Source organism: Roseomonas chloroacetimidivorans (assembly GCF_049629625.1).
In the GTDB taxonomy this organism is placed as follows: Bacteria; Pseudomonadota; Alphaproteobacteria; order Acetobacterales; family Acetobacteraceae; genus Roseomonas; species Roseomonas chloroacetimidivorans.
The window spans coordinates 1-24,442 of sequence record NZ_JBNBZS010000074.1; the positions used below are offsets into that span (position 1 = coordinate 1).

Genomic DNA, 24,442 nt, shown 5'->3' on the forward strand with positions numbered 1-24,442 from the left:
TTGGCGAGCATCCAGGTATCATAGGTCCAGTGGATGGTGTTCGGGTTGCAGGCGGGTCCCGTCAGATCCGCCGTGGCGCCCGTGGAGTTGAGCATAATGCCGTTCTTCTCCTTCACGACGCTGTTCACGGCCAGCGCGCAGGAGGAGGTGGCGACGTCGATGATCACGTCCACGCCGTCCCGGTCGATCCACTGACGGGCGACGGTGGAGGCGACATCCGGCTTGTTCTGGTGGTCGCCCTGCAGCACTTCGACATTGATGCCTCGGCCGGTGACACCGCTGTCTTGCACCGCCTGCCGCACGCAGGCGACGGAACCCGGGCCGCTGCCATCGCGATAGGTGCCCGACATGTCGGTAAGCACGCCGATCTTGAGCGTGTTGTTCGCCTGTGCCCGAGCGCTGCGCCAAGGCAATGCGCTCAGGGCCGGAAGGGCGGCAGCGCCACCCAGCAGGGTACGACGGTCCATGGTCATTCCTGTGTCTCTCCCAGTTCGTTGTTCTTCGGCTCGCGCGAAGCCATCGGGCCGGAGGCCCGCAGGAAATCGCGCGTCTATACGCCGAGATAGCTGTGCAGCCTGTCGAGGCTGCTCGCCATCTCCTGATTGGTGACGCTGTCCACCACCCGGCCGTGCTCCATAACGTAGTGGCGGTCGGCAACGGTCTGCGCGAAGCGGAAGTTCTGCTCGACCAGCAGCACGGTGAAGCCGCGCGCCTTGATCTCGCGGATCATGCGGCCGATCTGCTGCACGATCACGGGCGCGAGCCCCTCCGTCGGTTCGTCCAGCAGCAGCAGCGGCGCACCAGTCCGCAGGATGCGGGCGATGGCGAGCATCTGCTGCTCCCCGCCCGAAAGCTTGGTTCCCTGGCTGTTCGCCCGTTCCTTCAGATTGGGGAAGAGCGCGTGGATGGTTGGAATGTCCAGCCCGCCCTCCCGCACCTTTGGCGGCAGCATCAGGTTCTCGGTGACGTTCAGGCTGGCGAAGATGCCGCGCTCCTCCGGGCAGTAGCCAATGCCGGCACGACCGATCTGGTCGGGGCTCATCCCGATCGTCTCGCGCCCCTCAAACATCACGGAGCCGCTGCGCCGGCCGGTGAGCCCCATGATGGCGCGCAGCGTGGTCGTCTTGCCGGCTCCGTTACGGCCGAGAAGCGTGACCACCTCCCCCTTGCGGATGTCGAGCGAGACGCCGTGCAGGACATGGCTCTCGCCATACCAAGCCTGGAGGTCGCGAATGGCCAGCATGGTGTCGACAGCAGTCTCGGGCATCGCCGGCGGCAGGGCGTCAGGCATGCGCGGTCATCCCGTCCTGGCTGGCACCGGAGACAGCGGGATCGCTGCCCAGATAGGCCGCGATCACCTCCGGGTTGCGGGAAACCTCGGCGTAAGGTCCTTCTGCCAGCACGCGCCCGCGGGTGAGGACGGTGATGGCATCGCAGAGTCCTTCCACCACCTTCAGGTTGTGCTCGACCATGAGCACCGTCCGGCCCTGGGCCACGCGACGCACCAGGGCAACGATCCGGTCCACATCCTCATGCGTCATGCCGGCCGTGGGCTCGTCCAGCAGCATCAGCGTGGGATCGAGCGCAAGCGTGGTCGCGATTTCCAGCGCGCGCTTGCGGCCATAGGGCAGCGTGCCTGCGGGCAGGCCCGCATAGGCGGTCAGCCCCACATCGGCCAGCAACTCCATCGCGCGGTCGTCATAGCGGCGCAGCACCGCGTCGCTGCGCCAGAAGTCAAAGCTGCCGCCCCGCTCCCGCTGCAGCGCCACGCGCACATTCTCCAGCACGCTTAAATGCGGGAAGACGGCCGAGATCTGGAAGGAGCGAATCAGGCCGAGCCGCGCCACCTCGGCCGGCCGTATGCGGGTGATGTCGCGCCCCTCGTAGCGGATGGTACCGCGGGAGGGCTGCATGAACTTGGTTAGCAGATTGAAGCAGGTTGTCTTGCCCGCCCCGTTCGGACCAATCAGTCCGTGGATCGTGCCGCGCCGGATGCGCAGATTCACGTCCGAGACCGCGACGAAGCCGCGGAACTCCTTGGTCAGCCCTGATGTCTCAAGGATGTAATCCTGCACCCAGTCCGCCCCATTCCCTTAACGCCGTCTTCGCGGCTCGGCGGGAACCATGCCGGGCCAAATGGGCCCATGCAAGCGGGTTGCGGAACAAAGAAGAAGGAGGGGAGGAAGTGGTCGGAGCGGCGGGATTCGAACCCACGACCCCCAGTCCCCCAGACTGATGCGCTACCAGGCTGCGCTACGCTCCGACGCGGCGGGGTCTAGCACCCACCCGCCCGACCCTCAACCCCGTTCAGGCAACGGATATGCGGGCAATCCGACTTCTTGCGGCGAAACCTGCTCAGTGCCTCTCGGCCAGCGCCTTCAGGCTGGCCGCGATAGCCTCCAGTTCCTCCAGGCAGGCACGCAGCTCAGAGCCCTCGGGCGGCAGCTCGGGCAGGTCGTCCCCCTCGCCCGCAGCTTCCACGCCTTCCAGCCCGCCCTCACGCAGCAGCCGCTGCACGCCTTTGATCGTGTAGCCCTGGGTGTAGAGCAGATCGCCGATCCGGCGCAGGAGGTTGATGTCCTCCGGCCGGTAATAGCGCCGGCCGCCACCGCGCTTGAGCGGCTTCAACTGGGGAAACTTCGTCTCCCAGAAGCGCAGCACATGCTGCGGGATGTGCAGATCCTCCGCCACCTCACTGATGGTGCGGAAGGCATTGGGGGATTTGCGGCTGCGAGTCCCCCCTTCCGGGGTTCCTTCGCCCATGCCCCCCTCGCTCATCTCGGCAGGAGAACTCGGTGTGATGTCGCCCAGCACGCTCATACCGCTCATCGCGCTCCTGCTCAGTCCTCGGACCGGGGCGGCGTCTCGCCGTTGATCCGGGCCTTCAGCACCTGGCTGGCGCGGAAGGAGAGGACGCGGCGCGGGGTGATGGGCACCTCCACGCCTGTTTTGGGGTTACGCCCGATCCGCTGGGCCTTCTGACGCACTGAAAAGGTGCCGAAGGCCGAAAGCTTCACCGCCTCTCCGCTCTCCAGAGTCTTGGAGATACGGTTCAGGACGTCCTCAAGCAGGGCCGCGCTCTCGTTCCGCGAGAGACCGACCTGCATATAGATCGCCTCCGCCAGCTGCGCGCGGGTGATGGTGTTCATGCGGCCATTCCCCCTGTCGCCCCGGGACGAAGCCTCTTCGCCATAGGGGGATTGGACCGCCGCAGCGGGGCCGCGTCAATCGACTCGGGCGCGAAGTGTGGACTGCAGCACTCAGTGTTGCCGAAATGTCGATGTGAGTCGGCGCAGCCTTGCGCCGCAGGTTAGAAGCGCGCCAGCGCAGCACCCCAGGTGAGGCCGCCGCCAATGGCTTCCATCAGCACCAGATCACCCCGGCCCACCCGGCCATCCCGCGTCGCCTCCGCCAGGGCAAGCGGAATCGAGGCCGCGGATGTGTTGGCGTGGCGGTCCACGGTCACGACCACCCGCTCCGGCGGCAGGCCGAGCTTGCGGCCCATGGCGTCGATAATCCGCAAATTGGCCTGGTGAGGCACCAGCCATTGCACGTCGGACTTGGCCAGCTTGTTGGCGGCCAGCGCCTCATCCACGGCCGAGGCAAGCTTGGACACGGCGTGGCGGAACACCTCCCGCCCGGCCATCCGGACGAGCCCACCCTCTACCTGCAAGATGTCGCCATGCCGGCCATCCGAATGCAGATGGGTGGAGAGGATGCCGCGTCCTTCCCGGCCTGTTTCCTCCGCGCGCAGGAGCACGGCGCCAGCACCATCACCGAACAGCACGCAGGTGCCGCGATCCGTCCAGTCCAGGATCCGGGTGAAGGCCTCGGCACCAACAACCAGGGCGCTGCGGCAGGCCCCGGTCTGGATCATCGAGTCGGCCACGCCTATCGCGTAGATGAAGCCGGTGCAGGCCGCCGAGATGTCGAAGGAGAAGCCTTGGTGGATGCCGAGCTTCTCCTGCACGCGCGTGGCGGTGGAGGGGAAGGCCGAGTCAGGCGTGGCGGTGGCAAGGATGATCGCATCCACCTCGGAGGCATCGGCGCCGGCCTGGGCCAGGGCCTCCCGGCAGGCGGCGGCAGCCATGTCGGCGGTCGATTCGCCGGGAGCCGCCATGTGGCGGCGGCGAATGCCTGTCCGCTCGCTGATCCAGGCGTCCGAGGTATCGAGATTGTACTCGGCAGCCAGCTGATCATTGGTGAGGCTGCGCGCGGGCAGGTAGCCGCCCGTGCCGGCGATGACGGAGCGGATCATCAGCCCGCCACCGCCTGCTGCTTGCGGGCCAGCAGGGCAACGCCCGTGCGGATGCGCTCGTTGAAGCCGTGGGTCACCATGTCCATCGCCACATCCACGGCATGGGCGAAGCCGAGGGCGTCGGTTCCGCCATGGCTCTTCACCACCACGCCATTAAGCCCGATCAGCACGGCGCCGTTGTAGCGCCGGGGATCCATCCATTCACGCAGCCGGTCCAGCGCCGGACGGGCCAGCAGATAGCCCAGCCGCGCCGGCACAGATGAATTAAAGACCTGCCGCAGCAGGCTGCCGACAAGCTTCAGCGCGCCCTCGCCGGTCTTCAGGGCAACATTGCCGGTGAAGCCATCCGTCACCACCACATCCACCGTGCCCGCGGTAATGTCATGGCCCTCCACGAATCCGTGGAAATTGGCACCCACATGGCTATCGCGCAGGATCTCGGCCGCCTGGCGGATGCGCTCGTCGCCCTTCAGCTCCTCGGAGCCAACATTGAGCAGGCCGATGGTCGGCGCGGTCAGGCCCAGCACGGCGCGGGCGAAAGCGTCACCCATCACCGCGAACTCGACGAGGTTCCGCGCCTCATAGGTAATGTTGGCGCCGAGATCGAGCAGCACCACGTCGCCCCTTGCCGAGGGGCCGATCGCGGCCAGCGCGGGCCGGTCGATCTCGGGCATGGTCCGCAGCACGATCTTGGCCAGGGCCATCAGCGCGCCGGTATTTCCCGCCGAGACGACACCATCGGCCTCACCCGCCGCCACCGCGTCGATGGCCAGGCGCATGGAGGCCCGGCGTACGCGCAGCGCGGCCGTGGGCTTCATGTCGCCAGGGATGGAATCCGGCGCATGGCGGATGGTGCAGGCCGCCGCAGCCTTGGGGCGGGTGGCGAGGGCAGGCTTCAGCCGTGCCTCGTCCCCTACCAAGAGGAAGCGAGCGCCACGATGGCGCTCCGCTGCCTGCTCCAGCCCGTCCAGCACGATATCAGGGGCATGGTCGCCCCCCATCGCATCAACCGCGAGAGCGAAACGCTCCGCCGGTCCTGCAGATACAGACCCGGCGGCCCCGGATGCGGCCAATTCCGGCGCTCCTCAGTTATCTCGGACGGACGGGCTGGTCTGAATCAGGCGCGAACGGCGCCCTTCAGAGGCTTGCCGGCCGCCACGACCTCACGGCCATCATAGAAGCCGCAGGAGACGCAGATGTTGTGCGGGCGGCGCAGCTCGCCGCAGTTCGGGCAATCCGCGTGCGCCTCACGCGGCAGCGCCTCATGGCTACGGCGCATGCCGCGGCGGGAGGGCGAAACTTTTCTCTTCGGAACGGCCATCGGTGCCGGGCCTTTCTATTTGCAACACGTCACGCGAACGGACGGGATTCTCGGGAGGCGCGCGCCTTACCACCCGCCATCCTACGGAGCAAGAGATACGGGGCCTTGCGAGGCGCCTAGTTGTCCCGCAGCTGACGCAGGGCAGCGAAAGGCGACGCCAACGGATCCTGCGCCTCCTCCGGCAGGCGCGCATCCGGCGCCCGTGGATAGGGGTCCAGCGACAGGGAAAGCCCCTGGGCGAGGGCCTCGCCGAGATCCACGGAGCCGTCTGGCTCGGACTCAATCTCATCCGGGCCCTCATCCAATTCGTCGGAGGGCTCCTCCCCGGGCGGGAGAATACGCCAGTCGATCGGCTCCTGCACTGCCTGCGGCACCGGCTCCAGCGTCACCACGCAGGCCTGGATCACCTCAGCGCGGAGCATGCCCCGGGCCCGGACAACGCCGCCCGGCGCCGGCGTCAGCTCAAGATCCGCCGAAAGGGAGTCGAGCCCGATCAGGCCGAAGCGGGCGGCCAGCGCGGCGCGCTCCTCCGGTTTCGCTTCCAGATGCTCGGAACGCCCCTCCGCGCCGATCGTGCCGGGCCGCAGGATACGGCTGAACTCGCGCTTCATGCTGGCACCCTGAAATTCACGCGGCCGGCGACAAATTCCCCGAAGGGCTGGGCTGCCAGGGCGGCATCCAGCGCCAGGGCATGGTCCGCAAAGCGGCTCACGGCACCCTCCGGCGGCTCGCCGGACCAGATATTGCGGGCCAGGGCCGCCTCCAGCGCGACACGGTCGCCAGCGTCCAGCGCGCCCTCATAGGCAAGGGCCCGGCCATGGAAATCCTCCCACATGCGTCGGACCCGCTTGGCGATGGACATGTCTCCCACCCCCATCTCCCGCAGATTGAGGTCCATGTCGGCGAACATGGCATCGAATACCGCCTGGGCCATTGCCGGGCCGCGTGGATCCGGATCCCGATGCAGGCGGCGGACCAGCAGCGCAGCATGCAGCGCAATCAGGTCGAAGCGCCCCTCCAGAGTGTCGGGCACCGCATCATCCCCGAACAGCGCCGGCTCGCGGGCGGCCGAGACGGCGGCGGTGTAGAGGGCGAAGCCTGCCCGTTCATGGGTGCGGCGGCGAAGAAGGCCAAAAAGGGCCATGGCGTATTGCGGTTCCGTTTCACTGCGCTCCGGCGAGCGCCGAAGGCTTGCCGCTCTGTTGACCGGGCGGCGGTGCGGTGGCAATCGAACCTGCGACATGGTCCGCCCCACAGCCCCCGTCAATCCGCCCGTCCCGCGCCGTCATGGCGGGCCCGATCTTGGCCGGGCCCAGCATAGCCGGAACCGCCCCGGGCGCTGGCGCGCCGCCCTGCTGGCCTCGGCCCTGCTTCTGGCGGCGCCGCTCGGCGGTTGCTCCCTGTTCCGCGCCCCGGAAGAACTCCGCGGCAACCGCGTGGATGCGGAGATGCTGCGCGAGCTGACTCCCGGGGTCGCGAGCCGCGCCGATGTCTCGGCCCTGCTCGGCTCGCCCACCGCCACGTCCACCTTCGACCAGAACGAGTGGTTCTATATCAGCGCCACCACGCGTGTCCGCCCTGGCCGCACGCCCGGCGTGGACGACCAACGCGTGGTCGTGATCCGCTTCGACGACCGCGGTATCGTCCAGGGTATCCGCCAGGTCGGCCAGGAAGAGATGCGCAGCGTGGCGATGGTGGAGCGCACCACACCGGTTCCCGGCAATGAGCGATCCGTCCTCCAGGCGCTGTTCGGCAATATCGGTCGATTCGGCCCGTCCACCACGAGCCCGGCCGGGCCCGGCGCGTCCTCGCCCGGGCGCTGAGGCTCGCCGGCTGGCGGGCCCGTTGCGGCAATCCTTGGTTGCCGTCACGGGGTAAGAAGTGGCGCTGGGATTTCGGGTAGGCGCTCCCCTATTCCGGAAATCGGGCGCCTGCTCCCCGCGCCTTCGCCTTGGCTCCGGAAAGGTGCCTATAAGGCGACATGTCCGAGATTGCGCTCAACAGCCCTTCCAAAGCCCTGGCCCATGAGCGGGGGAACCTCGCCCGGCTCGTCCTCGCCCAGGCCATGGCGGGTGCCAACGCGACCATCGTCTATGCAACGGCAGGGGTGGTCGGCAACACGCTGGCCCCGGACAAGGCGCTGGCGACATTGCCAGTTTCCATATTCGTGTGCGGCATGGCGGCCTGCACCCTGCCAGCCGGCGCCGTGGCGCAGAGATTCGGCCGCAGGGCGAGCTTCCTCCTGGGAACCCTCTGCGGTGTCCTCGTCGGCCTGATCGCCTGCGTTGCTGTCCTCCTCGGGTCGTTCTGGCTCTTCTGCGCCGCCACCTTCTTCGGCGGGGCCTATGCCGCCGTCGTCCTTAGCTTCCGGTTCGCGGCGGCCGAGTGCGTGCCGCCGGACCGGCGCGCCAGGGCTATCTCAGCCGTCATGGCCGGCGGGATTGCAGCTGGGGTGATCGGCCCCCAGCTGGTGACCCACACCATGGACCTCTGGCCGCCCTATCTTTTCGCGGCCACTTACCTTGCCCAGGCCGGCCTTGCCGCCATTTGCGCACTGGTTCTGGCAGGGGTCCGGCTTCCGGCGCCGAAGGAATCCGGCAGCAGCACAGGCCGGCCTCTCGCCGAAATCGCCCTGCACCCCCGGTTCATCGCCGCCGTCATGGCGGGCGTGATCTCGTATCTGATCATGAACCTGATCATGACCTCCGCCCCCCTGGCGATGAGGCTCTGCGGGCTGTCTCAGGACGATGCGAATCTTGGGCTCCAGTGGCACGTGATCGCCATGTACCTCCCTTCTTTCGTGACCGGCCGGGTCATCGCCCGTTTCGGAGCGCCGCGGGTGGTCATCGCCGGCCTGATCCTGACGGCTTTCGCCGCAGCGGCCGGCTTGTCCGGAATCAGCGTTGGTCACTTCTGGCTGACCCTGATCCTCCTCGGCCTGGGCTGGAACTTCGGGTTCATCGGCGCCTCGGCGATGGTGGTCGAGTCTCATCGCCCCGAGGAGAAGAACAAGGTTCAGAGCTTTAACGACTTCCTCGTCTTCGGCCTGATGGTCCTCGGCTCCTTCGCCTCAGGCGGCCTGCTGAACGCCTACGGGTGGTCGATGGTCTGCTGGGTGGCGCTACCGCCGCTCCTGATCGCAGTCGTCACCCTTTGGGTGACGGGCTCGCTCCGGGTACGGCGCGCGGCCTGAGCCGGATCGCTGAGGAACGGATAGGCCCGCCGCGGGCCTGGGAGCAGCCGGACCTTCCGGCGCGCCGTGATGCCGGGGGCGGGCCCGCGATGGCCGCCGGCATCAAAAGTGGCTCCATCCCCCCCGCGCCAGGTCCATCGCCTGCCCGTCCGGTGCCAGCACAGTGACCTCCGGGGCGCCTTCCCTGAACTGCCCGATGCGTGTGGCCGCCGTGCCCGTCGCGCGGGCGGCGGCCTCTACCCGAGATGCGTCGGCGGGATCGGCGGCAAAGAGCAACTCGTAATCATCGCCCCCCGTCGCCAAGCGTGGCAGCCAGGAGGGCTCCGCCGCCACCAGCGCGGCAGCGGAGCCGGAAAGCGGCAGGGCGGCCAGTTCCAGCACGGCGCCGAGGCCACCCGCACGACAGAGATGGCCGAGGTCCTGCACAAGCCCGTCCGACACATCCATGGCCGCCCGCGCGATGCCACGCAGCGCCCACCCCAGGGCGAGGCGCGGTTCGGGCAGGCGATAGCGGCGGGCCAGGTGCCCTTCCGGATCGGCAGGAACGCGCCCTTGCAGGACGGCAAGCCCAAGCGCGCCGTCGCCGATCGTCCCGGACACCCAGAGATCGTCGCCAGGCCGCGCCCCGGCGCGGCGCAGCGCCGTCCCGGGCGGCACCGTGCCGATGATAGTGAGGGAGAGACAGGCCGGACCGGGGATGCTCACCGTGTCGCCGCCCAGGACGTAGATACCGAACTGCCGCTGGTCCTCCGCCAGCCCTGCGGAGAAGCCCTCCAACCAGCCCGGGGCCATCCCCCGCGGCAAGGCCGTAGTCATCAGATACGCCAGCGGCTCCGCCCCCATGGCGGCCAAGTCTGACAGGTTCACCCGCAGCAGCTTGCGGCCGATCGTGTCCGGCGGGTCGTCCTGCAAGTAGTGGACACCCTCGACCATGGCATCCGCCGCCAGCACCAGCTCCCGCCCCGCAGGGGGTGCGAGCAGCGCGGCGTCGTCCGAGAGGTCCAGCGCCCCCTCCCCCGCCAGCCCGCGGAAATGGCGGGCAATGAGGGCGAATTCCGGGGGCAGGCTCATCGGATCAGCCGCGCGGCTGGAACTCGTCCCCGCGCATCTGCCGGGCGAGCGCGTCCAGTACGCCATTGGCGAAGCGTGGCTCCTCGCCGTCGAAGAAGCCGTGGGCGATGTCCATGTATTCGTTGATCACCACCCGTGCTGGGGTGTCGGCCGCGCCCCAGAACTCGGCGGCGGCGGCGCGCAGCAGCGCACGCAGCACCGGGTCCAGGCGGTCCAGCGTCCAATTGCTGGAGAGATGGCCCGAAATGGCCGCATCGATCGTTTCCGCGTTCTTGGCCGCCCCGCGGACGATCTTGCTGAACAGCGGCACATCGGCCTGGGGCACGCGGCCATCCTCGAAGCCGGCATCGCTGTTCAGCGTGCCGATGCGGTGGCGCACGAACTGGTCGATCACCGTCTCCGCGTTCTCGCCGCTAGCCTCGGACTGGAACAGGGCCTGGACGGCGGCGACGCGCGCCCCGGTGCGGGGACGACCGGGATTTGGCCGGGACTTCTTCGGGGCCTGGCTCACGCCGGCACCTCCGCGAGTTTCCGGGCCAGGGCAATCTGGCCGATCATGGCATTGGCAGCCTCCACCCCCTTGTTGTGCCGGTCGGGCGAGGAGCGGGCGATGGCCTGCTCGATGGTGTGGACCGTCAGCAGCCCGAAGCCGATCGGGGCAGCCGTCTCGACCGAAATGTCCATCACGCCGCGGCAGGCTTCCCGGCAGATATGGTCGTAATGGTCGGTTTCGCCCTTCACCACGCAGCCGAAGATGAGGAACCCCTCATAACGACCGGTGCGGATGGCCATGCGCAGCGCGGCCGGCAGCTCGAAGGCGCCGGCGACATCCACCACCTCCGCCTCGGCGCCGATCCCGGCGAGAACGGCGAGGGCACCTTCGACCATGCCGCCCACCACATCCGCATAATAGGGTGCCTGGATCACCAGCACGCGCGGGGGCGGGCCCGCCAGTTCCGGGGCCGCACGAAGAGGGGCGTCGGCAGTACTCAAGAGGCGTCTCCGATGGGGCGGATGTCAGTGATCGTCAGTCCATAACCCTCCAGACCGACGATCGGTCGCGGATGATTCGAGAGAAGGATCATCTCGCGTATGCCGAGATCGGCCAGGATCTGGGCACCGATGCCGTAGTCACGCAGCTCCGGCGCCGCCTTTTCACGGCCCGCCCGCACCCGCTCGGACAGGGCGGTAGCCTTCACGTCGCGGATCAGTACCACAACACCCCTGCCCTCGCGGGCGATCTCCTCCATTGCCTGGTGAAGATCTTTCGGGCCGTGGCGACCGGTGATGTCGGAAAGCAGGTTCACCGCGTGCATGCGCACGGGAACCGGCCCGGGGCGGGAGATGTCACCCTTCACCATCGCCACATGCTCCCCGTATTCCAGGGTGTTGGCGTAGATCACAACTCGCCAGGAACCGCCGGGCGCATCCTCCTGGATGCCCTCCTCCACCCGGCGCACCAAGCGCTCGGTTCGGCGGCGATGGGCGATCAGATCGGCAATGGTGCCGAGCTTCAGGCCGTGGTGCTGGGCGAAGGAGACCAGGTCCGGCATCCGGGCCATGGAGCCGTCCTCGTTCATGATCTCGCAGATCACGCCAGCGGGGTTCAGCCCGGCCAGGCGGGCGAAGTCCACCGCCGCCTCGGTATGACCGGCGCGGACCAGGGTACCGCCTTCCCGCGCCACCAGCGGGAAGACATGGCCGGGGGTCACGATGTGCTCGCGCCCCATCTCCGGGTTGATCGCGACGGCCACCGTCCGCGCCCGGTCGGCGGCGGAAATGCCGGTGGTCACCCCATCCCGCGCCTCGATCGAAACGGTGAAAGCAGTCTGGTGCCGAGTGCCATTGCTCTGCGCCATCAGGGGCAGCCCGAGCTGCTCCACCCGCTGGCGGGTCATGGCCAGGCAGATCAGGCCGCGGGCATGGCGGGCCATGAAGTTGATGGCATCGGGCGTCGCGAACTGGGCGGGGATGACCAGGTCGCCCTCGTTCTCCCGGTCCTCGTCATCCACCAGGATGAACATCCGGCCCCGGCGGGCCTCCTCCAGCAATTCTTCGGTCGGGCTGATGAAGTCGGCGAAGGAGGTGGTGCGGGTCTGGGTGCTCACGCGTTGAACTCCCGAAGCCGGGCGACGTAGCGCGCCAGCATGTCGATCTCGATGTTGACCCGCGCGCCCGGGATCAGCGCGCCCAGCGCCGTCACCTCGGTGGTATGGGGAATCAGGTTGACGCTGAAGGTATCTCCATCCACCGCGTTCACGGTCAGGGATACGCCGTCGATGGTGATGCTGCCCTTTTCCGCCACGAAGCGGGCAAGGCCAGGCGGCAGCCGGAAGGACCAGCGGTGAGAACCGTTCTCCGGTGTGATGGACAGCACCTCCGCCACCCCGTCCACATGGCCGGAAACGACATGGCCGCCCATCTCGTCACCCATGCGGAGAGAACGCTCGAGATTGATCGGCGTCCCCTCCCGCCAGCTGCCGAGGGTGGTGCGGGACAGGCTCTCGGCGGAGACATCCACCTCGAACAGGTTCTCCTCCAGGGAGACCACGGTCAGGCAGCAGCCGGAGCAACAGATGGAAGCTCCAATCGCCACATTGTCCAGCCAGCCCGGCGGGGTGGCGATGGCCACGCGCATGTCCTGCCCGGCCCCGATCGGGGTCAGGCGGCGGATCGTGCCAATCGCGGTAACGATACCGGTGAACACGGGGCGGTTTCCATCAGACAGCTTGTTGCGGTGCAGGGGATGGCGCGCGCGACGCCCTGTGACAAGGGGGAGACAGCGCAGGTCAGCCCGTCTGAGCCGACGTTGGTGGCTGAGTGACCCCCGGGGACGGCAGCAGATCTGCCTCGATCAGCCAGCAATTTCCGGCCGGGCGGCGGCCGGTGATCCGCAGCCGCGGCATTTGCGCCAGATGGTCCACGCCCAGGCTGCCGAGGCCGGCAAGTCCATCACCACCCATCAGCGAAGGAGCAGTGAACCAGGCCAGGCGATCCACCAGCCCAGCACGCAGGAGGGAGGCACCGAGCACCGCACCGCCCTCGACCATCAGCCGGGTGATGCCCCGGGCCGCGAGGGCACGCAGCAGCGCCTCGGGCTCCAGCCCGCCCTGCGGGGCAGCTGGCACCTCCAGGAACTCGGCGCCGCGCTGCTCCAGCGCAGCCAGCGCAGCCGGGTCATGCCCGGGGCGGGTCACGATCCAGGCCGGGGCCGCGGCGCTGAACAGCCGGGCACCCAAGGGGGTGCGGAGCCGGGCATCGGCGATCACGCGCACCGTGGGCAAGGGGGCATAGCCCGGCAACCGGCAGGTCAGCTCCGGATCGTCGGCAAGCAGCGTGCCGCTGCCGGCCATCACCGCATCATGCGAACCGCGGAGCGCATGGGCCAGGCGGCGCGCCTCCGGGCCGGTGATCCACTGGCTCTCCCCGGTGCGGCTGGCGATGCGCCCATCCAGCGTGGTGGCCAGCTTCAGCGTGACCATGGGCAGGCCCCGCTCGAAGCGCTTGATGAAGCCTGCATTCACCCGGCGGGCCTCTTCCTCCAGCAGTCCTTGCTCGACCGTGATCCCGGCATCCCGCAGGCGCTGGAAGCCCACGCCATCGACGCGGGGATCCGGGTCGCGCAGCGCGACAACCACGCGGGCTACGCCGGCGGCGATCAGCGCATCCGTGCAGGGGGGCGTGCGGCCCCAATGGCAGCAGGGCTCCAGCGTGACATAGGCCGTGGCGCCCCTGGTATGGCCGGTAGCGGCGCGCAGCGCCTCGGTTTCGGCATGGGGGCGACCGCCCGGACGGGTATGGCCGCGGCCGACCACGCGCCCGTCCCGCACGATGACGCAGCCGACCGAGGGGTTGGGCCAGGTGTTGCCCAGGCCCCGCGCAGCCAGCGCCAGGGCCGCGCGCATGTGTTCTTCATCCGACACGGGCCGCCGTTTGCGCGCCCAGCCCCGAGTTGTCCAGGGTTCAGCTGTCGTTCAGCGAGCCGAGGAAGGCGTGAAAGTCCTCCGCGTCGCGGAAGTTCTGATAGACGCTGGCAAAGCGGACATAGGCAACAGGGTCCAGCTCCTTCAGCACCTCCATCACGCGCTGGCCGATGGCCTTGGAGGTCAGCTCCTCCGTTCCCTCCGATTCCAGGCGACGCTGGATGCCGGAGACGATCCGCTCCACCTGCTCCTCGTTCACCGGGCGCTTACGCAGGGCGACGCGGATGGAACGGGCCAGCTTCTCGCGGTCGAAGGCCACCCGGCGGCCATCGGTCTTGATCACTGTCAGCTCGCGCAGCTGCACCCGCTCGAAGGTCGTGAAACGGGCGCCGCAGGCATTGCAGGAACGGCGCCGCCGGATGGCCGAGCCGTCCTCCGCCGGACGGCTGTCCTTCACCTGCGTGTCCTCAGACTGGCAGAAGGGGCAGCGCATCCGGCGATTATGGCCTTCAGCTGCGGTAGATCGGGAAGCGGGCGCAAAGGGCGTGAACCGCCTCGCCCGCCGCCTTTTCTGCCGCCGCATTCCCCTCGGGGGAGTTGGAGCGGGACAGCCCGTCCAGAACCTGCCCAATCAGGCGGCCGATCTCGCGGAACTCCGCCTGCCCAAAGCCACGGGAGGTGGCGGCGGGGGATCCCAGCCGGACGCCGGAGGTGACGAAGGGCTTCTCCGGATCGAAGGGAATGGCGTTCTTGTTCACGGTCAGATGGGCCCGGCCCAGCGCGGCCTCGGCGGCCTTGCCAGTCAGGTTCTTCGGACGCAGGTCGACCAGGACGAGGTGGTTGTCCGTGCCGCCGGTCACCAGGCCGAAGCCCTGCTCCAGCAGCTCCGCCGCCAGGGCCTTGGCGTTGTCGGCCACGTCGCGGGCATAGACGCGGAAGTCCGGGCGCAGCGCCTCGCCCAGCGCCACGGCCTTGCCGGCGATGACATGCATCAACGGCCCGCCCTGGGTGCCCGGGAAGACGGCCGAGTTCAGCTTCTTCGCGATCGCCTCGTCATTGGTGAGGATCATGCCGCCGCGCGGGCCGCGAAGGGTCTTGTGGGTGGTGGTGGTGACCACATGGGCATGGGGAAAGGGCGAGGAATGCACGCCGCCCGCGACCAGCCCGGCGAAATGGGCCATGTCCACCATGAAGATCGCGCCCACCTCGTCCGCGATCTCGCGGAAGCGGGGGAAGTCCCATTCGCGGGCATAGGCGGAGCCGCCGGCGATGATGAGCTTCGGGCGGGACTCGCGGGCGATCCGCGCGACCTCGTCCATGTCGATCCGCTGGTCCTCGCGCCGCACGGTGTAGGGGGCGACCTTGAACCATTTGCCCGACAGGTTCACCGGCGAGCCATGGGAGAGATGCCCGCCCGCGGCGAGGTCCAGGCCCATGAAGGTGTCGCCCGGCTGCAGCAGGGCGAAGAAGACCGCCGCATTCGCCTGGGCGCCGGAATGCGGCTGGACATTGGCGTAGCCGCAGCCGAACAGCTTCTTGGCCCGCTCGATCGCCAGGGTCTCGGCGACGTCCACCACCTCGCAACCGCCATAGTAGCGCTTGCCCGGCAGGCCCTCGGCATACTTGTTGGTCAGGACCGAGCCCTGGGCCTCCAGCACCGCGCGGGAGACAATGTTCTCCGAGGCGATCAGCTCAATGCCGTCCTGCTGGCGCACCAACTCGCGGGAGACGACCTCGGCGATCTCGGGATCGATCTCCGAGAGCGGAGCGTTGAAGAAGCGGTCGGTGCTGGCGGCGGGCGTCTGGTCGTTCACGGCGTGCGGGTCCAGTCCGGAGAGAGCTTCAGGACACGGCGGTCATGGCGGCCGCCGGCATAGGGAGTTGCAAGGAAGATGCGCAGGGCGTCCAGCGCGGGCTCCACGCCGATCATACGGGCCCCGAAGGCAATGACATTGGCATCGTTGTGCTCGCGCGAAAGCCGGGCACCGGTCACGTCATGCACCAGGGCGCAGCGGATGCCGGGGGTGCGGTTGGCCGCGATGGAGATGCCGATTCCCGTGCCACAGACCAGCACACCAAAGCGGGCGCGGCCGGCATTCACGGCCTCCGCGACGGCCACCCCGAAATCGGGGTAGTCCACGCTTTCCGCACCTTGCGTGCCCATGTCGAGCACGGAGTGGCCAGCCTCCTCCAGCGCCTGGCGGAGGGTGTTCTTGAGGGTGACACCGGCATGATCGGCGCCAACGGCGATGGTAAGGGGGGCAGTCATTGCGGCCCTCTACCATGGGTAGCCGTCTTGTTGGAACGGCGGCGCTAATCCCTTCGGGCGGGTCCGCCATGCGGCACCGTGGGTCCGTTGGCTGGCGGCGCGCCATTTGTGGCCAGGAAGGCGGGGATGCGGCGCAGCACATCGGCCCGAGCCGCCGGCTCCGTGCCCATCCGGGCCACCCCATCACCGCGCGCAGTCAGATCCAGGCCGGAGAGGTTCCGCTGCGGGATATCCGGCTGGTCGAATCCATGTGGGGCGCCAGGATACTCCACCACCTCCACCGGCCCGGCCCCGGCAGCACGGGCGCGCCTGGCAGCCAGGCGGCAGGGGGCTGGCGGCGTCCAGTCGTCGGCGCCGCCCAGCAGCATCAGAACCGGCCCAACCGGATGCCAGGGCGGAGGCTCCCGCCCCGGCCGAGCGCAGCCAGGATAGAGGGCGATTGCCCCGCGCAGCAGCCCCGACGGAACCGGCGCGCCGATGGCCGCCAGCGCGGTGCTGCCCCCATTCGACCATCCCATCAGGAAGGCCCCGCCGGGCGCGGCCCAGGGCTGGGCGGAGGCCCAGGTGGCCGCGGCATGGGCATCATCCCGGCGAGTGGTCTCAGGGAAGATGCCATGCTCCCCGCCCGAGCAGACCTGGGTGACGCCCCGGCTGCCAAAGCTGTCGGGAAAAAGGACGGGATGGCCCAGCGCCGTGAGCCGTGCCGCCCAATCCGCCTCCCGCGCCGGGAGTGAGAGCGGTGCGCCCGGCCCGCCCAGCCCGCCGCAGCCATGCAGGGCGACCACAGGGATGCCCGGCGCGTCGCCGGCCGGACGGACCAACAGGGCGCGCAGCGCCACCCCGCCCGGCCCAGGTAAGCTGATGGGCTCCGCCGCCCCGGCAGGCACGGCTGCCAGGGCGAGGAGCGGGAGAAGCCATTTCATGCCCTTCCAGCGTCCCTCCCCCGCCCCGGTTTCGGCTTGGCGCCCCGGCCCGATGGCGCGACAAGACGCCATGCACCACCACGCCCCCTTCCCCGCGGGCCGCCCCCGCCGCAACCGCCTGGACGACGCCACCCGCCGCCTGGTGGCGGAGAACCGCCTCGCCGTCGATGACCTGATCTGGCCGATCTTCATCACCGAGGGCCAGAACCTCCGGCAGCCCGTCTCCGCCATGCCGGGCGTGGACCGGGTCTCTCTGGACCTGCTGGCAGACCATGTCGGCCCGGCCGTGGAACTGGGCATCCCCGCCATCGCCCTCTTCCCCGTGACCCCTCCGGAGAAGAAGGATGCCGAGGGCACCGAGGCGAAGAACCCGGAGAACCTCATGTGCCGCGCCGCGCGGATGCTGACGCGCGACTTTCCCGGCGTGGTGCTGGTGGGCGATGTGGCGCTCGATCCCTATACCGACCACGGCCATGACGGCGTGATCCGCGACGGCTACGTGCACAACGACGAATCGCTGGAGGTTCTGGTTGCCCAGGCGCTGGTGCAGGCGGAGGCCGGCATCGGCATCATCGCACCGTCGGACATGATGGATGGCCGTGTCGGCGCCATCCGCGCCGCGCTGGACGCACGCCACATGATCCACACGCGGATCATGTCCTATTCGGCGAAATACGCCTCCGCCTTCTACGGGCCGTTCCGCGACGCACTGGGGTCGAGCGGCGCGCTGAAGGGCGACAAGAAGACCTACCAGATGAATCCCGCGAATTCGGACGAGGCACTGCGCGAGGTGGCAGGCGACCTGGCTGAGGGCGCGGATATGGTGATGGTGAAGCCCGGCATGCCCTATCTCGACATCATCCGGCGGGTGAAGGACGAGTTCGGCGTGCCGACCTTCGCCTATCAGGTCAGCGGCGAATACGCGATGATCGCGGGGGCCGCGCAGAATGGCTGGATCGACCGCGAGAAGGCGATGCTGGAAAGCCTGATGGCCTTCCGCCGCGCCGGCGCGGATGGCGTGCTGACCTATTTCGCGGTGGAAGCCGCGAAGCGCCTGCGCGCCGGCTGACCCGGCGCGCAGCGCAGGCGGCGCCGGCCTGGGCCGGCGCGCTTTGCGTCTTACATGGCAGGCCGGCGCATGCGACGGCCACGAGGCCCCGGAGCGGCCTGCACCGGCGCGGCAAAGGCAGCGCGGAGTTGCTCGCCGACGAAGGACTGGGCCTGCTTGGCCTTGGTCAAAACCGCATCGGCGCCGAAGAACTCATGCGTCACCCCGGTATAAAGCTGATGCTGCACCGGCACGCCGGCGGCGGTCAGCTTCGCCGCCAGGCGCTCGCCATCGGATTGCAGCGGATCGATCTCCGCGTTCACAATGATAGCGGGCGGCAGGCCGGCAAGATTCGCCTTCCCGACCACGTCCAGCCGCGGGTCCTGTAGATCCGCCACACCGCGGGTGTAGTTCTGGACGAACCACTGGATCGACGCCTTGCTGAGCGGCACGGCGTTGGAAAACTGCGTGTAGGATGGCGTGTTCAGGTCGGTTCCCGCCACCGGGTAGATCAGCGCCATCGCGCGCGGCAGGCGGTTGCCGGTGTCGCGCGCATAGATGGCGGCATTGATCGCCAGATTGCCGCCGGCACTCTCCCCCGCGATGGCGATGCGGTTCGGATCCGCGTTGATCGAGGCGGCATTCGTAACCGCCCAGACCCAGGCGACATTCGCGTCGTCATGCGCAGCCGGAAAGCGGCTTTCCGGTCCCTGCCGGTAATGCACGGAGAGAACGAGCGCCCCGGCCTCCACGCATAGCGCGCGGGCGGAGGCGTCATAGGTATCGATGCCGCCAATTACCCAGCCACCGCCATGGAAGTAAACGATGAGCGGCAGCGGCCCCGGCGTGGTCACGATCGGCCGGTACAGGCGTGCCTGCAGCTGGTTCGGCAGCGTGTTGAGCGGCATGTCGATATAGCTGCCGATGACCCGCTGCGGATTCATGTTGGCGAGTTCCTGCGCCCGCAGCTTGACCGCGTCGGCATAGGAAGGCTGGGCGCGCGCCTGGGCGACGGTCAGCGACTCAACTGGCCTGGTACCCTGCCGGATGAGGCTCTCCAGCAAGGCTCGCTGCTCGGGATCGGCACGGCCGGTGGGATCGGCGGGCATCAGCGCTTGCTGCGAGGGCTGCGCACAGCCCGAGGCGAAGGCGGCGAGACCGAGAGGCAGCATCAGCGCGCCGCGACGCGAAAGGGTCGTCATGAGCAGAATCTCCAGGTATGCCGTTGGGCATCGGTCCCTGGAACGTCACGTTCCAGGGCCGGTTGCCCCTCCGGCATCACGCCTGAAGATCTGCATCACGCCCATTTCGTCAGGCATTACGCCTGACGTGTCATCAGGTCGTGCCTTCGGCCCGGAGCTTCGCGATTTCCTCGGCACCGAGCCCCAGCCGCGCCAGCACCTCATCCGTGTGCTGGCCGAGTGTGGGTGCCGCGCTGCGATAGCTTGGCGGCGTTTCGGAGAGGCGAACAGGATTGGCGACGACCTGCACGGTCTCGCCGCTCGCATGCTCCATCTCCACCACCACCCCACGCGCCTGCACCTGCGGATCGGCGAAGACGTCCTTCAGCGTGTTGATCGGCCCGCAACCGATCTTTGCCGCTTCCAGTGCCGAAACCCATTCCTTGGTGGTGCGCGAACGCATCACAGGGGTGAGCGTGTCCGTCACGAACTGCCGGTTCTCCACGCGCTTCGCATTGGTTGCACAGCGCGGGTCCTGCAGCAGCGCTTCCTGCCCCGTCAGCTTGCAAAAGCGCTCGAAGGTCGGATCATTGCCGACGGAAAGGACGATATAGCCGTCCTTCGTCGGGAAGACCTGATAGGGCACGATGTTTGGGTGCTGGTTCCCCAGGCGCTTCGGGTTCTCGCCCGTCGCGATGAAGTTCGAGGCCTGGTTGGCCAGCCAGGCCACACTCGCATCGAGCATGCCGATATCGATGCGCTGGCCCTGCCCCGTCGCGTGGCGGTGGTTCACAGCGGCCAGGATGCCGATGCAGCCATACAGGCCTGAGAAGACATCAGCCACGGGCACGCCGACCTTCTGCGGCTCGCCCTCGATCTCGCCGGTCAGCGACATGACGCCGCCCATCGCCTGGATCAGCGCGTCATAGCCAGGCCGCGGCGCATAGGGACCGGTCTGCCCAAAGCCGGTGATGGAGCAGTAGATCAGGCGCGGATACTTGTCCTTCAGCTCCTCCCAGCCCAGCCCATACTTGGCCAGCGCGCCCACTTTGAAGTTCTCGACGAGGATGTCGCATCCGGCGAGCAGCTTGTGGATGATCGCCTGCCCCTCAGGCTTCGAGATGTCGAGCGTGACCGACTTCTTGTTGCGGTTCACGCCGACGAAATAGGCGCTCTCCTGCGTGCGCGGCACATAGGGTGGTGCGAAGCCGCGCGTGTCGTCGCCGCTGCCGGGCCGCTCGATCTTGATCACCTCGGCGCCGAGGTCGCCGAGCATCTGCGTGCAGGTGGGCCCGGCGAGGACGCGCGTCAGGTCCAGCACCTTCAGCCCGTTGAGCGCACCGGGCGCGAAACCGGAGGACATGCTCACGACGCCTTCGCCACGCTGCGGGACTTCTCCTTGCGCACGGGCGCCGGCTTGGGCGGCGCCAGCAGCGCATCCACCGCGCCGGAACGCACCACCGTGCCGCCCCGCGCGAAGGCCTCGTGATTCCGCTCGATCTCGTCGCGTTCGTAGAGGTAGTTCACCATCAGTCCGTAGGATTCCTGCATGCCGCGGGGTGCGGTGTTGCCCAGCCAGTTGATACGCTCCAGCCGTGCGCCATTCCCGAGATGGAAGCGCGCCACCGGATCGATCCGCCCGCCGGGATTGGTCAGGTATTCGGCACAGAGCCTCATCAGCGGCGCGCGCAGCGCCTCTGCCCGCGCCGGATCCTTCCACCAGTCGGGTTCGGACAGTGGCAGGGCCAGTTCGCCATAGACCCCGCCCTCCGCGATCCGCTTATCCAGCCAGGCGCGGAAGCCGGGGATGGGCGAAAGGGTGGAGAACCGGACGAGTTGCGGCAACTCCGTCTTCAGATCCTCCACCACCTGCTTGATCAGGAAGTTGCCGAAGGAAATGCCCCGCAGCCCGTCCTGGCAGTTGGAAATGGAGTAGAAGATGGCCGTGTCGGCCCGAGCGGCGCGCTCCTCCGCCCCTGCTTCGCCTTCCGCATCCAGCAGCGGCTGAATCGAGGTGGCGAGGCCCTCGACCAGCGCCACCTCGACGAAGATCAGCGGCTCGTCCGGCAGTGCAGGGTGGAAGAAGCCGTAGCAACGCCGGTCGGCTGCCAGGCGCCGGCGCAAATCGTGCCAGCCGGCGATTTCGTGCACGGCCTCATAGCGGATGATCTTCTCCAGCACCGCCGCCGGGGTCTGCCAATCAATCCGGCGGAGCTGCAGGAAGCCGCGATTGAACCAGGAGATGAACAGGTGGTGCAGGTCGGATTCGAGCGGCTTCAGCGCCGGCTCGTCCCGCACCTCATCCAGCAACTGCCGGCGCAGTTCGACCAGCGCCGCGGTTCCGCCCGGGGACATGTTCATGCGCCGCAGCAATTCCTGCCTCGGCGGCTCGGCGCTGCGGGCGAGGCGCGTGGCGTTCTTGGGGCTCGGATCAGCCAGATAGGCTTCCGCGGCCTCTCGCAGGGCGTCGGGGTTGGGCCCGAAGCTCGTTGCCATGAACAGATGAAAGGCAGCGCGGTCGGCCGGCGCCAGGTCACGCAGCGCGCTCATCACCTCCCGCGCGACCGCAGCGCCGGAGGCTTCGCCACGCTCCGTCAGCAGCGCCTGGGCAAGGCTCTTCGCGCGCTCCAGCGGCGGGACAGAGTCGTTCGGCACCGCGGCAAAAAGGCGGCCGCGGTCCGCGATGGAGGACCAGAGACGCTCGATCCAGGACCGGGCAGCGGTCGGAGCGGCCTCGGCCCGGGCATCCTGGTCGGCTGCATCCCGGTCGATGGTCGTTGCGGCCTCGGACATGCATCTCCTCCGGTTCGGCGCGGCACGCGTCAGGGCTCTCAGATTGGCCGCACAGCCCCGTCCGGGCAAGGCACGCTTCCGCCAGGATCGGAACCAACCGCGCTGCGCTTGCGGCATTGGGCTGGCGGAGGCACCCTCGGCGCCCCTTTCGACCTTTGGGCCAAATGCTGGAGGAGACCCCGATGCTCGACCGCCCCCATCCGACGCCCGAGGCGCCCACAACCGACCCCTTCCTGCTGGCCAAGGCTTTGTCCGGGCAGCACTTCATCGGCGGCCGCTACGTGCCCGCCCGCTCCGGCAAGACCTTCGCCGTGGTGAATCCGGCGACCGGCCAGGAGGTGGCCCGCGCCGCCGAGGGTGACGCCGCCGATGTCGAGGCCGCGGTGCAGGACGCCGCGCGCGCGCAGAAGGATTGGGCCAGGACCCCGGCCCGCAAGCGCGGCGCGCTGGTTGCGCAATGTGCTGCCCTGATGCGCGCCCATGTGGAGGAGCTGGGCCGCCTCATTGCGCTGGAGACTGGCAAGGCGCTCCGCACCGAGAGCCGTGTCGAGGCCAATACGGTGGCCGACATCCTGGAATTCTTCGGAGGGCTGGGCGGAGAGCTGAAGGGCGAAACCGTGCCCTTCGCGCCGGATGTCCTTTCGATGACGGTGCGCGAGCCGCTGGGGGTGGTGGGCGCCATCATCCCTTGGAATGTGCCGATGCTGCTGATGGCGCTGAAGGTTGCCCCCGCGCTGGTGGCCGGAAATTCCGTGGTGGTAAAGAGCGCGGAGGAAGCGCCGCTGGCGGTTCTTCGCATCTGCGAACTGATGAACCGCGTCCTGCCGGCGGGTGTGTTCAACATGGTTTCCGGCTTCGGCCCGGAATGCGGAGCGCCGCTGGTCGCGCATCCCTTGGTGAGGAAGGTGACCTTCACCGGCTCGGTGGAGACCGGAAAGATCGTCTACAGGACCGCAGCCGAGAAGCTGATCCCCGTGACGCTGGAGCTGGGCGGCAAGTCGCCCATGATCGTCTTCGCGGATTGCGACTTCGAAAAGACCCTGGCCGGCGCCCTCACCTCCATGCGCTTCACCCGCCAGGGGCAGAGCTGCACCGCCGCCAGCCGCATCTATGTCGAGCGACCGATCTACCAGAAGTTCGTCGATGCCATGGCCGAAAGGGTCGACCAGATGGTGATGGGCGATCCTCTGGACGAGAAGACCGATATCGGCACGATCATCTCCGAGGGCCAGTTCGAGAAGGTGCAGGCCTTCATCAAGGAAGGCCAGGCCACAGCCGGGGCCACCGGCCGCGCCTGCTCCGCCATGCCGAGTGATCCCGCGCTGAAGAAGGGGCTGTTCATCCAGCCCGTGATCTTCACCGGCCTGAGCAAGGAGAGCCGGCTGGTGCGCGAGGAGATCTTCGGCCCGGTGACCGTGATCTTCCCCTTCGACGACCCCGAGGCGGTGCTGGAGGAGGCCAATGACAGCGAGTACGGGTTGGCGGCGAGCCTCTGGACCAACAACCTGAAGGTCGGCTTGAACCTGGCCCACAAGCTGGAAGCCGGGCTGGTACAGATCAACCAGAACCTGGTCGTGCAGGCGAATCTTTCCTATGGCGGGGTGAAGTCGTCCGGCCTGGGCAAGGAGGCCTCGCTGGAGGCGATGCTGGAACACTTCACCCACAAGAAAACGATAATGATCAACATGGCGTAGGCCATGCAAGGTCAAGTCGTCCTCAAGTAGAAGACCGTCAGAAAGAACAAGGGCTTACGTGCAGCGGGTACAGTTTACAGCCTGCCCCGACAAAACGCCAACCATGCGTAAGTCCTTGTTCCTCTTGACTTCCGGCCCAAGCCATTGGCGACACAGGCCTTTCCCGAAACTTTGCAGGAATCTTGCACGCCTGAGTATTCGCAGGGTTTGCAGAGTTTGCATTTCTTGCAGGGTCCGCCCCATTACATCGCGAGGAGGTCACCGTGCCGTCGCTCATCGCGGCGTTTAAGCGCGAACACAATTCCTGGTCGGCAATGCTTCAGCGTTGTCTTAACCCCCGGGACCCCAACTGGCCGCGTTACGGCGGTGCCGGGGTCGAGGTCCACGAGGAGTGGCGCGACTTCTGGGTCTTCCTCCAGGACGTAGGTAGGCGGCCCGAGGGCACCACGCTGGACCGAATCGACCCCATGGGCAGCTACCGGCCGGGCAACGTGCGGTGGGCCGACGCGCGGGTACAGCGGCTCAACCGGCGACCCACGCCCCGGCGGGAAACTCCCGCCGGGTGATTCTCGGCGGGGGTTGTGTCTCGGCGGCGTTTTCCCGCGGCGTCATGCCCATGTCAGCCGGAACAGCACGGCCACGAGCTATGCGGGAATTTGGGTGACGCGGTGATCAGGCGGCGTTCTGTGCTGGCGTGTTGGTGACCTCGACGCCGTTCTTGAATGTGACGCCCTGGATGAGCTTGGGCAACTGGTTCTCGCCCTTCAG

The 24,442-nt window shown here is 68.2% G+C and carries 28 protein-coding genes and 1 tRNA gene; 5 read left to right on the forward strand and 24 right to left on the reverse strand.

Annotated features, from left to right (window positions below):
* From ACO1BU_RS29250 to ACO1BU_RS29300, 11 genes are all read right to left on the reverse strand, one after another.
* On the reverse strand, nt 1-467 hold a 467-nt coding region (locus tag ACO1BU_RS29250; protein WP_424139494.1), incomplete at its 3' end, for an ABC transporter substrate-binding protein.
* Nucleotides 468-550: 83 nt separating this feature from the next.
* Nucleotides 551-1,291: an ABC transporter ATP-binding protein gene (locus ACO1BU_RS29255; protein ID WP_481133249.1), complete on the reverse strand. Its 741-nt coding sequence runs from the start codon at nt 1,289-1,291 to the stop codon at nt 551-553.
* Nucleotides 1,284-2,075 (reverse strand): ABC transporter ATP-binding protein, encoded by a 792-nt coding sequence (locus ACO1BU_RS29260; protein WP_424139495.1) that lies wholly within the window; start codon nt 2,073-2,075, stop codon nt 1,284-1,286. Before ACO1BU_RS29260 ends, ACO1BU_RS29255 begins: the two co-directional genes overlap by 8 nt.
* 111 nt (nt 2,076-2,186) lie before the next feature.
* Nucleotides 2,187-2,263, reverse strand: a tRNA-Pro gene (locus ACO1BU_RS29265).
* 92 nt (nt 2,264-2,355) lie between these two features.
* Entirely contained in the window at nt 2,356-2,829 is a 474-nt protein-coding gene (locus ACO1BU_RS29270) for a MerR family transcriptional regulator (protein ID WP_424139496.1), read from the reverse strand.
* Nucleotides 2,830-2,840: 11 nt separating this feature from the next.
* Nucleotides 2,841-3,149, reverse strand: a complete 309-nt coding sequence (locus ACO1BU_RS29275; RefSeq protein ID WP_424139497.1) for an integration host factor subunit alpha — start codon at nt 3,147-3,149, stop codon at nt 2,841-2,843.
* A 161-nt stretch (nt 3,150-3,310) separates the two neighbouring features.
* Nucleotides 3,311-4,258, reverse strand: a complete 948-nt coding sequence (locus ACO1BU_RS29280) for a beta-ketoacyl-ACP synthase III (protein ID WP_424139498.1) — start codon at nt 4,256-4,258, stop codon at nt 3,311-3,313.
* Nucleotides 4,258-5,259, reverse strand: coding sequence for a phosphate acyltransferase PlsX (gene plsX, locus ACO1BU_RS29285; protein WP_424139499.1), 1,002 nt, complete (start codon nt 5,257-5,259; stop codon nt 4,258-4,260). The genes ACO1BU_RS29280 and plsX overlap by 1 nt, the downstream gene beginning before the upstream one ends.
* Before the next feature lie 116 nt (nt 5,260-5,375).
* Entirely contained in the window at nt 5,376-5,579 is a 204-nt protein-coding gene (rpmF, locus tag ACO1BU_RS29290; RefSeq protein ID WP_424139500.1) for a 50S ribosomal protein L32, read from the reverse strand.
* A gap of 116 nt (nt 5,580-5,695) precedes the next feature.
* On the reverse strand, nt 5,696-6,190 hold the full coding sequence (locus ACO1BU_RS29295; protein WP_424139501.1) for a YceD family protein: 495 nt from the start codon (nt 6,188-6,190) through the stop codon (nt 5,696-5,698).
* A complete protein-coding gene (locus ACO1BU_RS29300; protein WP_424139502.1) occupies nt 6,187-6,723 on the reverse strand; it encodes a ubiquinol-cytochrome C chaperone family protein in 537 nt (178 codons plus the stop codon). The genes ACO1BU_RS29295 and ACO1BU_RS29300 overlap by 4 nt, the downstream gene beginning before the upstream one ends.
* A gap of 97 nt (nt 6,724-6,820) precedes the next feature.
* Here ACO1BU_RS29300 and ACO1BU_RS29305 point away from each other — a divergent pair, with 97 nt between their 5' ends.
* Both ACO1BU_RS29305 and ACO1BU_RS29310 read left to right on the forward strand, forming a co-directional pair.
* Nucleotides 6,821-7,402 carry an outer membrane protein assembly factor BamE gene (locus ACO1BU_RS29305; RefSeq protein ID WP_424139503.1) on the forward strand — a complete coding sequence of 194 codons (582 nt, stop codon included), beginning with the start codon at nt 6,821-6,823 and terminating at the stop codon, nt 7,400-7,402.
* A 158-nt stretch (nt 7,403-7,560) separates the two neighbouring features.
* Nucleotides 7,561-8,772 (forward strand): MFS transporter, encoded by a 1,212-nt coding sequence (locus ACO1BU_RS29310; RefSeq protein WP_424139504.1) that lies wholly within the window; start codon nt 7,561-7,563, stop codon nt 8,770-8,772.
* A 102-nt stretch (nt 8,773-8,874) separates the two neighbouring features.
* On the opposite strand, the gene thiL is transcribed toward ACO1BU_RS29310, so the two are convergent.
* The 10 genes from thiL to ACO1BU_RS29360 form a co-directional block, all read right to left on the reverse strand.
* Entirely contained in the window at nt 8,875-9,843 is a 969-nt protein-coding gene (gene thiL / locus ACO1BU_RS29315; RefSeq protein ID WP_424139505.1) for a thiamine-phosphate kinase, read from the reverse strand.
* A 4-nt stretch (nt 9,844-9,847) separates the two neighbouring features.
* Nucleotides 9,848-10,354: a transcription antitermination factor NusB gene (gene nusB / locus ACO1BU_RS29320; protein WP_424139506.1), complete on the reverse strand. Its 507-nt coding sequence runs from the start codon at nt 10,352-10,354 to the stop codon at nt 9,848-9,850.
* Nucleotides 10,351-10,836: a 6,7-dimethyl-8-ribityllumazine synthase gene (gene ribH, locus ACO1BU_RS29325; RefSeq protein ID WP_424139507.1), complete on the reverse strand. Its 486-nt coding sequence runs from the start codon at nt 10,834-10,836 to the stop codon at nt 10,351-10,353. The genes nusB and ribH overlap by 4 nt, the downstream gene beginning before the upstream one ends.
* Nucleotides 10,833-11,951: a 3,4-dihydroxy-2-butanone-4-phosphate synthase gene (gene ribB, locus ACO1BU_RS29330; protein ID WP_424139508.1), complete on the reverse strand. Its 1,119-nt coding sequence runs from the start codon at nt 11,949-11,951 to the stop codon at nt 10,833-10,835. Before ribB ends, ribH begins: the two co-directional genes overlap by 4 nt.
* Entirely contained in the window at nt 11,948-12,550 is a 603-nt protein-coding gene (locus ACO1BU_RS29335) for a riboflavin synthase (RefSeq protein ID WP_424139509.1), read from the reverse strand. Before ACO1BU_RS29335 ends, ribB begins: the two co-directional genes overlap by 4 nt.
* 82 nt (nt 12,551-12,632) lie before the next feature.
* Complete coding sequence (gene ribD / locus ACO1BU_RS29340) at nt 12,633-13,766, reverse strand: bifunctional diaminohydroxyphosphoribosylaminopyrimidine deaminase/5-amino-6-(5-phosphoribosylamino)uracil reductase RibD (protein WP_424139510.1); 1,134 nt, start codon at nt 13,764-13,766, stop codon at nt 12,633-12,635.
* 40 nt (nt 13,767-13,806) lie between these two features.
* A complete protein-coding gene (gene nrdR, locus ACO1BU_RS29345; protein ID WP_424139511.1) occupies nt 13,807-14,259 on the reverse strand; it encodes a transcriptional regulator NrdR in 453 nt (150 codons plus the stop codon).
* 16 nt (nt 14,260-14,275) lie between these two features.
* Nucleotides 14,276-15,580: a serine hydroxymethyltransferase gene (gene glyA, locus ACO1BU_RS29350; RefSeq protein ID WP_424139512.1), complete on the reverse strand. Its 1,305-nt coding sequence runs from the start codon at nt 15,578-15,580 to the stop codon at nt 14,276-14,278.
* Nucleotides 15,577-16,035, reverse strand: a complete 459-nt coding sequence (gene rpiB / locus ACO1BU_RS29355) for a ribose 5-phosphate isomerase B (RefSeq protein WP_424139513.1) — start codon at nt 16,033-16,035, stop codon at nt 15,577-15,579. Before rpiB ends, glyA begins: the two co-directional genes overlap by 4 nt.
* A 44-nt stretch (nt 16,036-16,079) precedes the next feature.
* Nucleotides 16,080-16,958, reverse strand: a complete 879-nt coding sequence (locus tag ACO1BU_RS29360; RefSeq protein ID WP_424139514.1) for a dienelactone hydrolase family protein — start codon at nt 16,956-16,958, stop codon at nt 16,080-16,082.
* Between the two features lie 70 nt (nt 16,959-17,028).
* On the opposite strand from ACO1BU_RS29360, the gene hemB reads away from it, so the two are divergent.
* A complete protein-coding gene (gene hemB / locus ACO1BU_RS29365) occupies nt 17,029-18,027 on the forward strand; it encodes a porphobilinogen synthase (protein WP_424139520.1) in 999 nt (332 codons plus the stop codon).
* A gap of 50 nt (nt 18,028-18,077) precedes the next feature.
* Here the strand turns inward: hemB and ACO1BU_RS29370 are convergent, their stop codons facing one another.
* The 3 genes from ACO1BU_RS29370 to ACO1BU_RS29380 form a co-directional block, all read right to left on the reverse strand.
* Nucleotides 18,078-19,208, reverse strand: coding sequence for an alpha/beta hydrolase (locus tag ACO1BU_RS29370; RefSeq protein WP_424139515.1), 1,131 nt, complete (start codon nt 19,206-19,208; stop codon nt 18,078-18,080).
* A gap of 133 nt (nt 19,209-19,341) precedes the next feature.
* Nucleotides 19,342-20,550 carry a CaiB/BaiF CoA transferase family protein gene (locus ACO1BU_RS29375; RefSeq protein ID WP_424139521.1) on the reverse strand — a complete coding sequence of 403 codons (1,209 nt, stop codon included), beginning with the start codon at nt 20,548-20,550 and terminating at the stop codon, nt 19,342-19,344.
* Between the two features lie 2 nt (nt 20,551-20,552).
* The gene (locus ACO1BU_RS29380) at nt 20,553-21,980 is read right to left on the reverse strand and encodes a malonyl-CoA decarboxylase (RefSeq protein ID WP_424139516.1); all 1,428 of its coding nucleotides are present in this window, start codon (nt 21,978-21,980) and stop codon (nt 20,553-20,555) included.
* A gap of 182 nt (nt 21,981-22,162) precedes the next feature.
* Between ACO1BU_RS29380 and ACO1BU_RS29385 the strand changes: the two genes are divergently transcribed.
* Both ACO1BU_RS29385 and ACO1BU_RS29390 read left to right on the forward strand, forming a co-directional pair.
* Nucleotides 22,163-23,674, forward strand: coding sequence for an aldehyde dehydrogenase family protein (locus tag ACO1BU_RS29385; protein WP_424139517.1), 1,512 nt, complete (start codon nt 22,163-22,165; stop codon nt 23,672-23,674).
* 314 nt (nt 23,675-23,988) lie between these two features.
* Nucleotides 23,989-24,240 carry a hypothetical protein gene (locus ACO1BU_RS29390; RefSeq protein ID WP_424139518.1) on the forward strand — a complete coding sequence of 84 codons (252 nt, stop codon included), beginning with the start codon at nt 23,989-23,991 and terminating at the stop codon, nt 24,238-24,240.
* The last annotated feature ends 202 nt before the right edge of the window (nt 24,241-24,442 follow it).

Bases quoted from the DNA above. Each gene is read 5' to 3' on its own strand.
- ACO1BU_RS29295 (WP_424139501.1), bottom strand. From the start codon at position 6,190: ATGAAGCGCGAGTTCAGCCGTATCCTGCGGCCCGGCACGATCGGCGCG.
- ACO1BU_RS29375 (WP_424139521.1), bottom strand. From the start codon at position 20,550: ATGTCCTCCGGTTTCGCGCCCGGTGCGCTCAACGGGCTGAAGGTGCTG.
- ACO1BU_RS29300 (WP_424139502.1), bottom strand. From the start codon at position 6,723: ATGGCCCTTTTTGGCCTTCTTCGCCGCCGCACCCATGAACGGGCAGGC.
- ACO1BU_RS29305 (WP_424139503.1), top strand. From the start codon at position 6,821: ATGGTCCGCCCCACAGCCCCCGTCAATCCGCCCGTCCCGCGCCGTCAT.
- ACO1BU_RS29390 (WP_424139518.1), top strand. From the start codon at position 23,989: ATGCTTCAGCGTTGTCTTAACCCCCGGGACCCCAACTGGCCGCGTTAC.
- ACO1BU_RS29280 (WP_424139498.1), bottom strand. From the start codon at position 4,258: ATGATCCGCTCCGTCATCGCCGGCACGGGCGGCTACCTGCCCGCGCGC.
- rpmF (WP_424139500.1), bottom strand. From the start codon at position 5,579: ATGGCCGTTCCGAAGAGAAAAGTTTCGCCCTCCCGCCGCGGCATGCGC.
- ACO1BU_RS29275 (WP_424139497.1), bottom strand. From the start codon at position 3,149: ATGAACACCATCACCCGCGCGCAGCTGGCGGAGGCGATCTATATGCAG.
- ACO1BU_RS29270 (WP_424139496.1), bottom strand. From the start codon at position 2,829: ATGAGCGGTATGAGCGTGCTGGGCGACATCACACCGAGTTCTCCTGCC.
- ACO1BU_RS29380 (WP_424139516.1), bottom strand. From the start codon at position 21,980: ATGTCCGAGGCCGCAACGACCATCGACCGGGATGCAGCCGACCAGGAT.
- ACO1BU_RS29360 (WP_424139514.1), bottom strand. From the start codon at position 16,958: ATGAAATGGCTTCTCCCGCTCCTCGCCCTGGCAGCCGTGCCTGCCGGG.
- rpiB (WP_424139513.1), bottom strand. From the start codon at position 16,035: ATGACTGCCCCCCTTACCATCGCCGTTGGCGCCGATCATGCCGGTGTC.
- plsX (WP_424139499.1), bottom strand. From the start codon at position 5,259: ATGGGGGGCGACCATGCCCCTGATATCGTGCTGGACGGGCTGGAGCAG.
- ACO1BU_RS29255 (WP_481133249.1), bottom strand. From the start codon at position 1,291: ATGCCTGACGCCCTGCCGCCGGCGATGCCCGAGACTGCTGTCGACACC.
- nrdR (WP_424139511.1), bottom strand. From the start codon at position 14,259: ATGCGCTGCCCCTTCTGCCAGTCTGAGGACACGCAGGTGAAGGACAGC.
- hemB (WP_424139520.1), top strand. From the start codon at position 17,029: ATGCACCACCACGCCCCCTTCCCCGCGGGCCGCCCCCGCCGCAACCGC.
- ACO1BU_RS29370 (WP_424139515.1), bottom strand. From the start codon at position 19,208: ATGACGACCCTTTCGCGTCGCGGCGCGCTGATGCTGCCTCTCGGTCTC.
- ACO1BU_RS29310 (WP_424139504.1), top strand. From the start codon at position 7,561: ATGTCCGAGATTGCGCTCAACAGCCCTTCCAAAGCCCTGGCCCATGAG.
- ACO1BU_RS29385 (WP_424139517.1), top strand. From the start codon at position 22,163: ATGCTCGACCGCCCCCATCCGACGCCCGAGGCGCCCACAACCGACCCC.
- thiL (WP_424139505.1), bottom strand. From the start codon at position 9,843: ATGAGCCTGCCCCCGGAATTCGCCCTCATTGCCCGCCATTTCCGCGGG.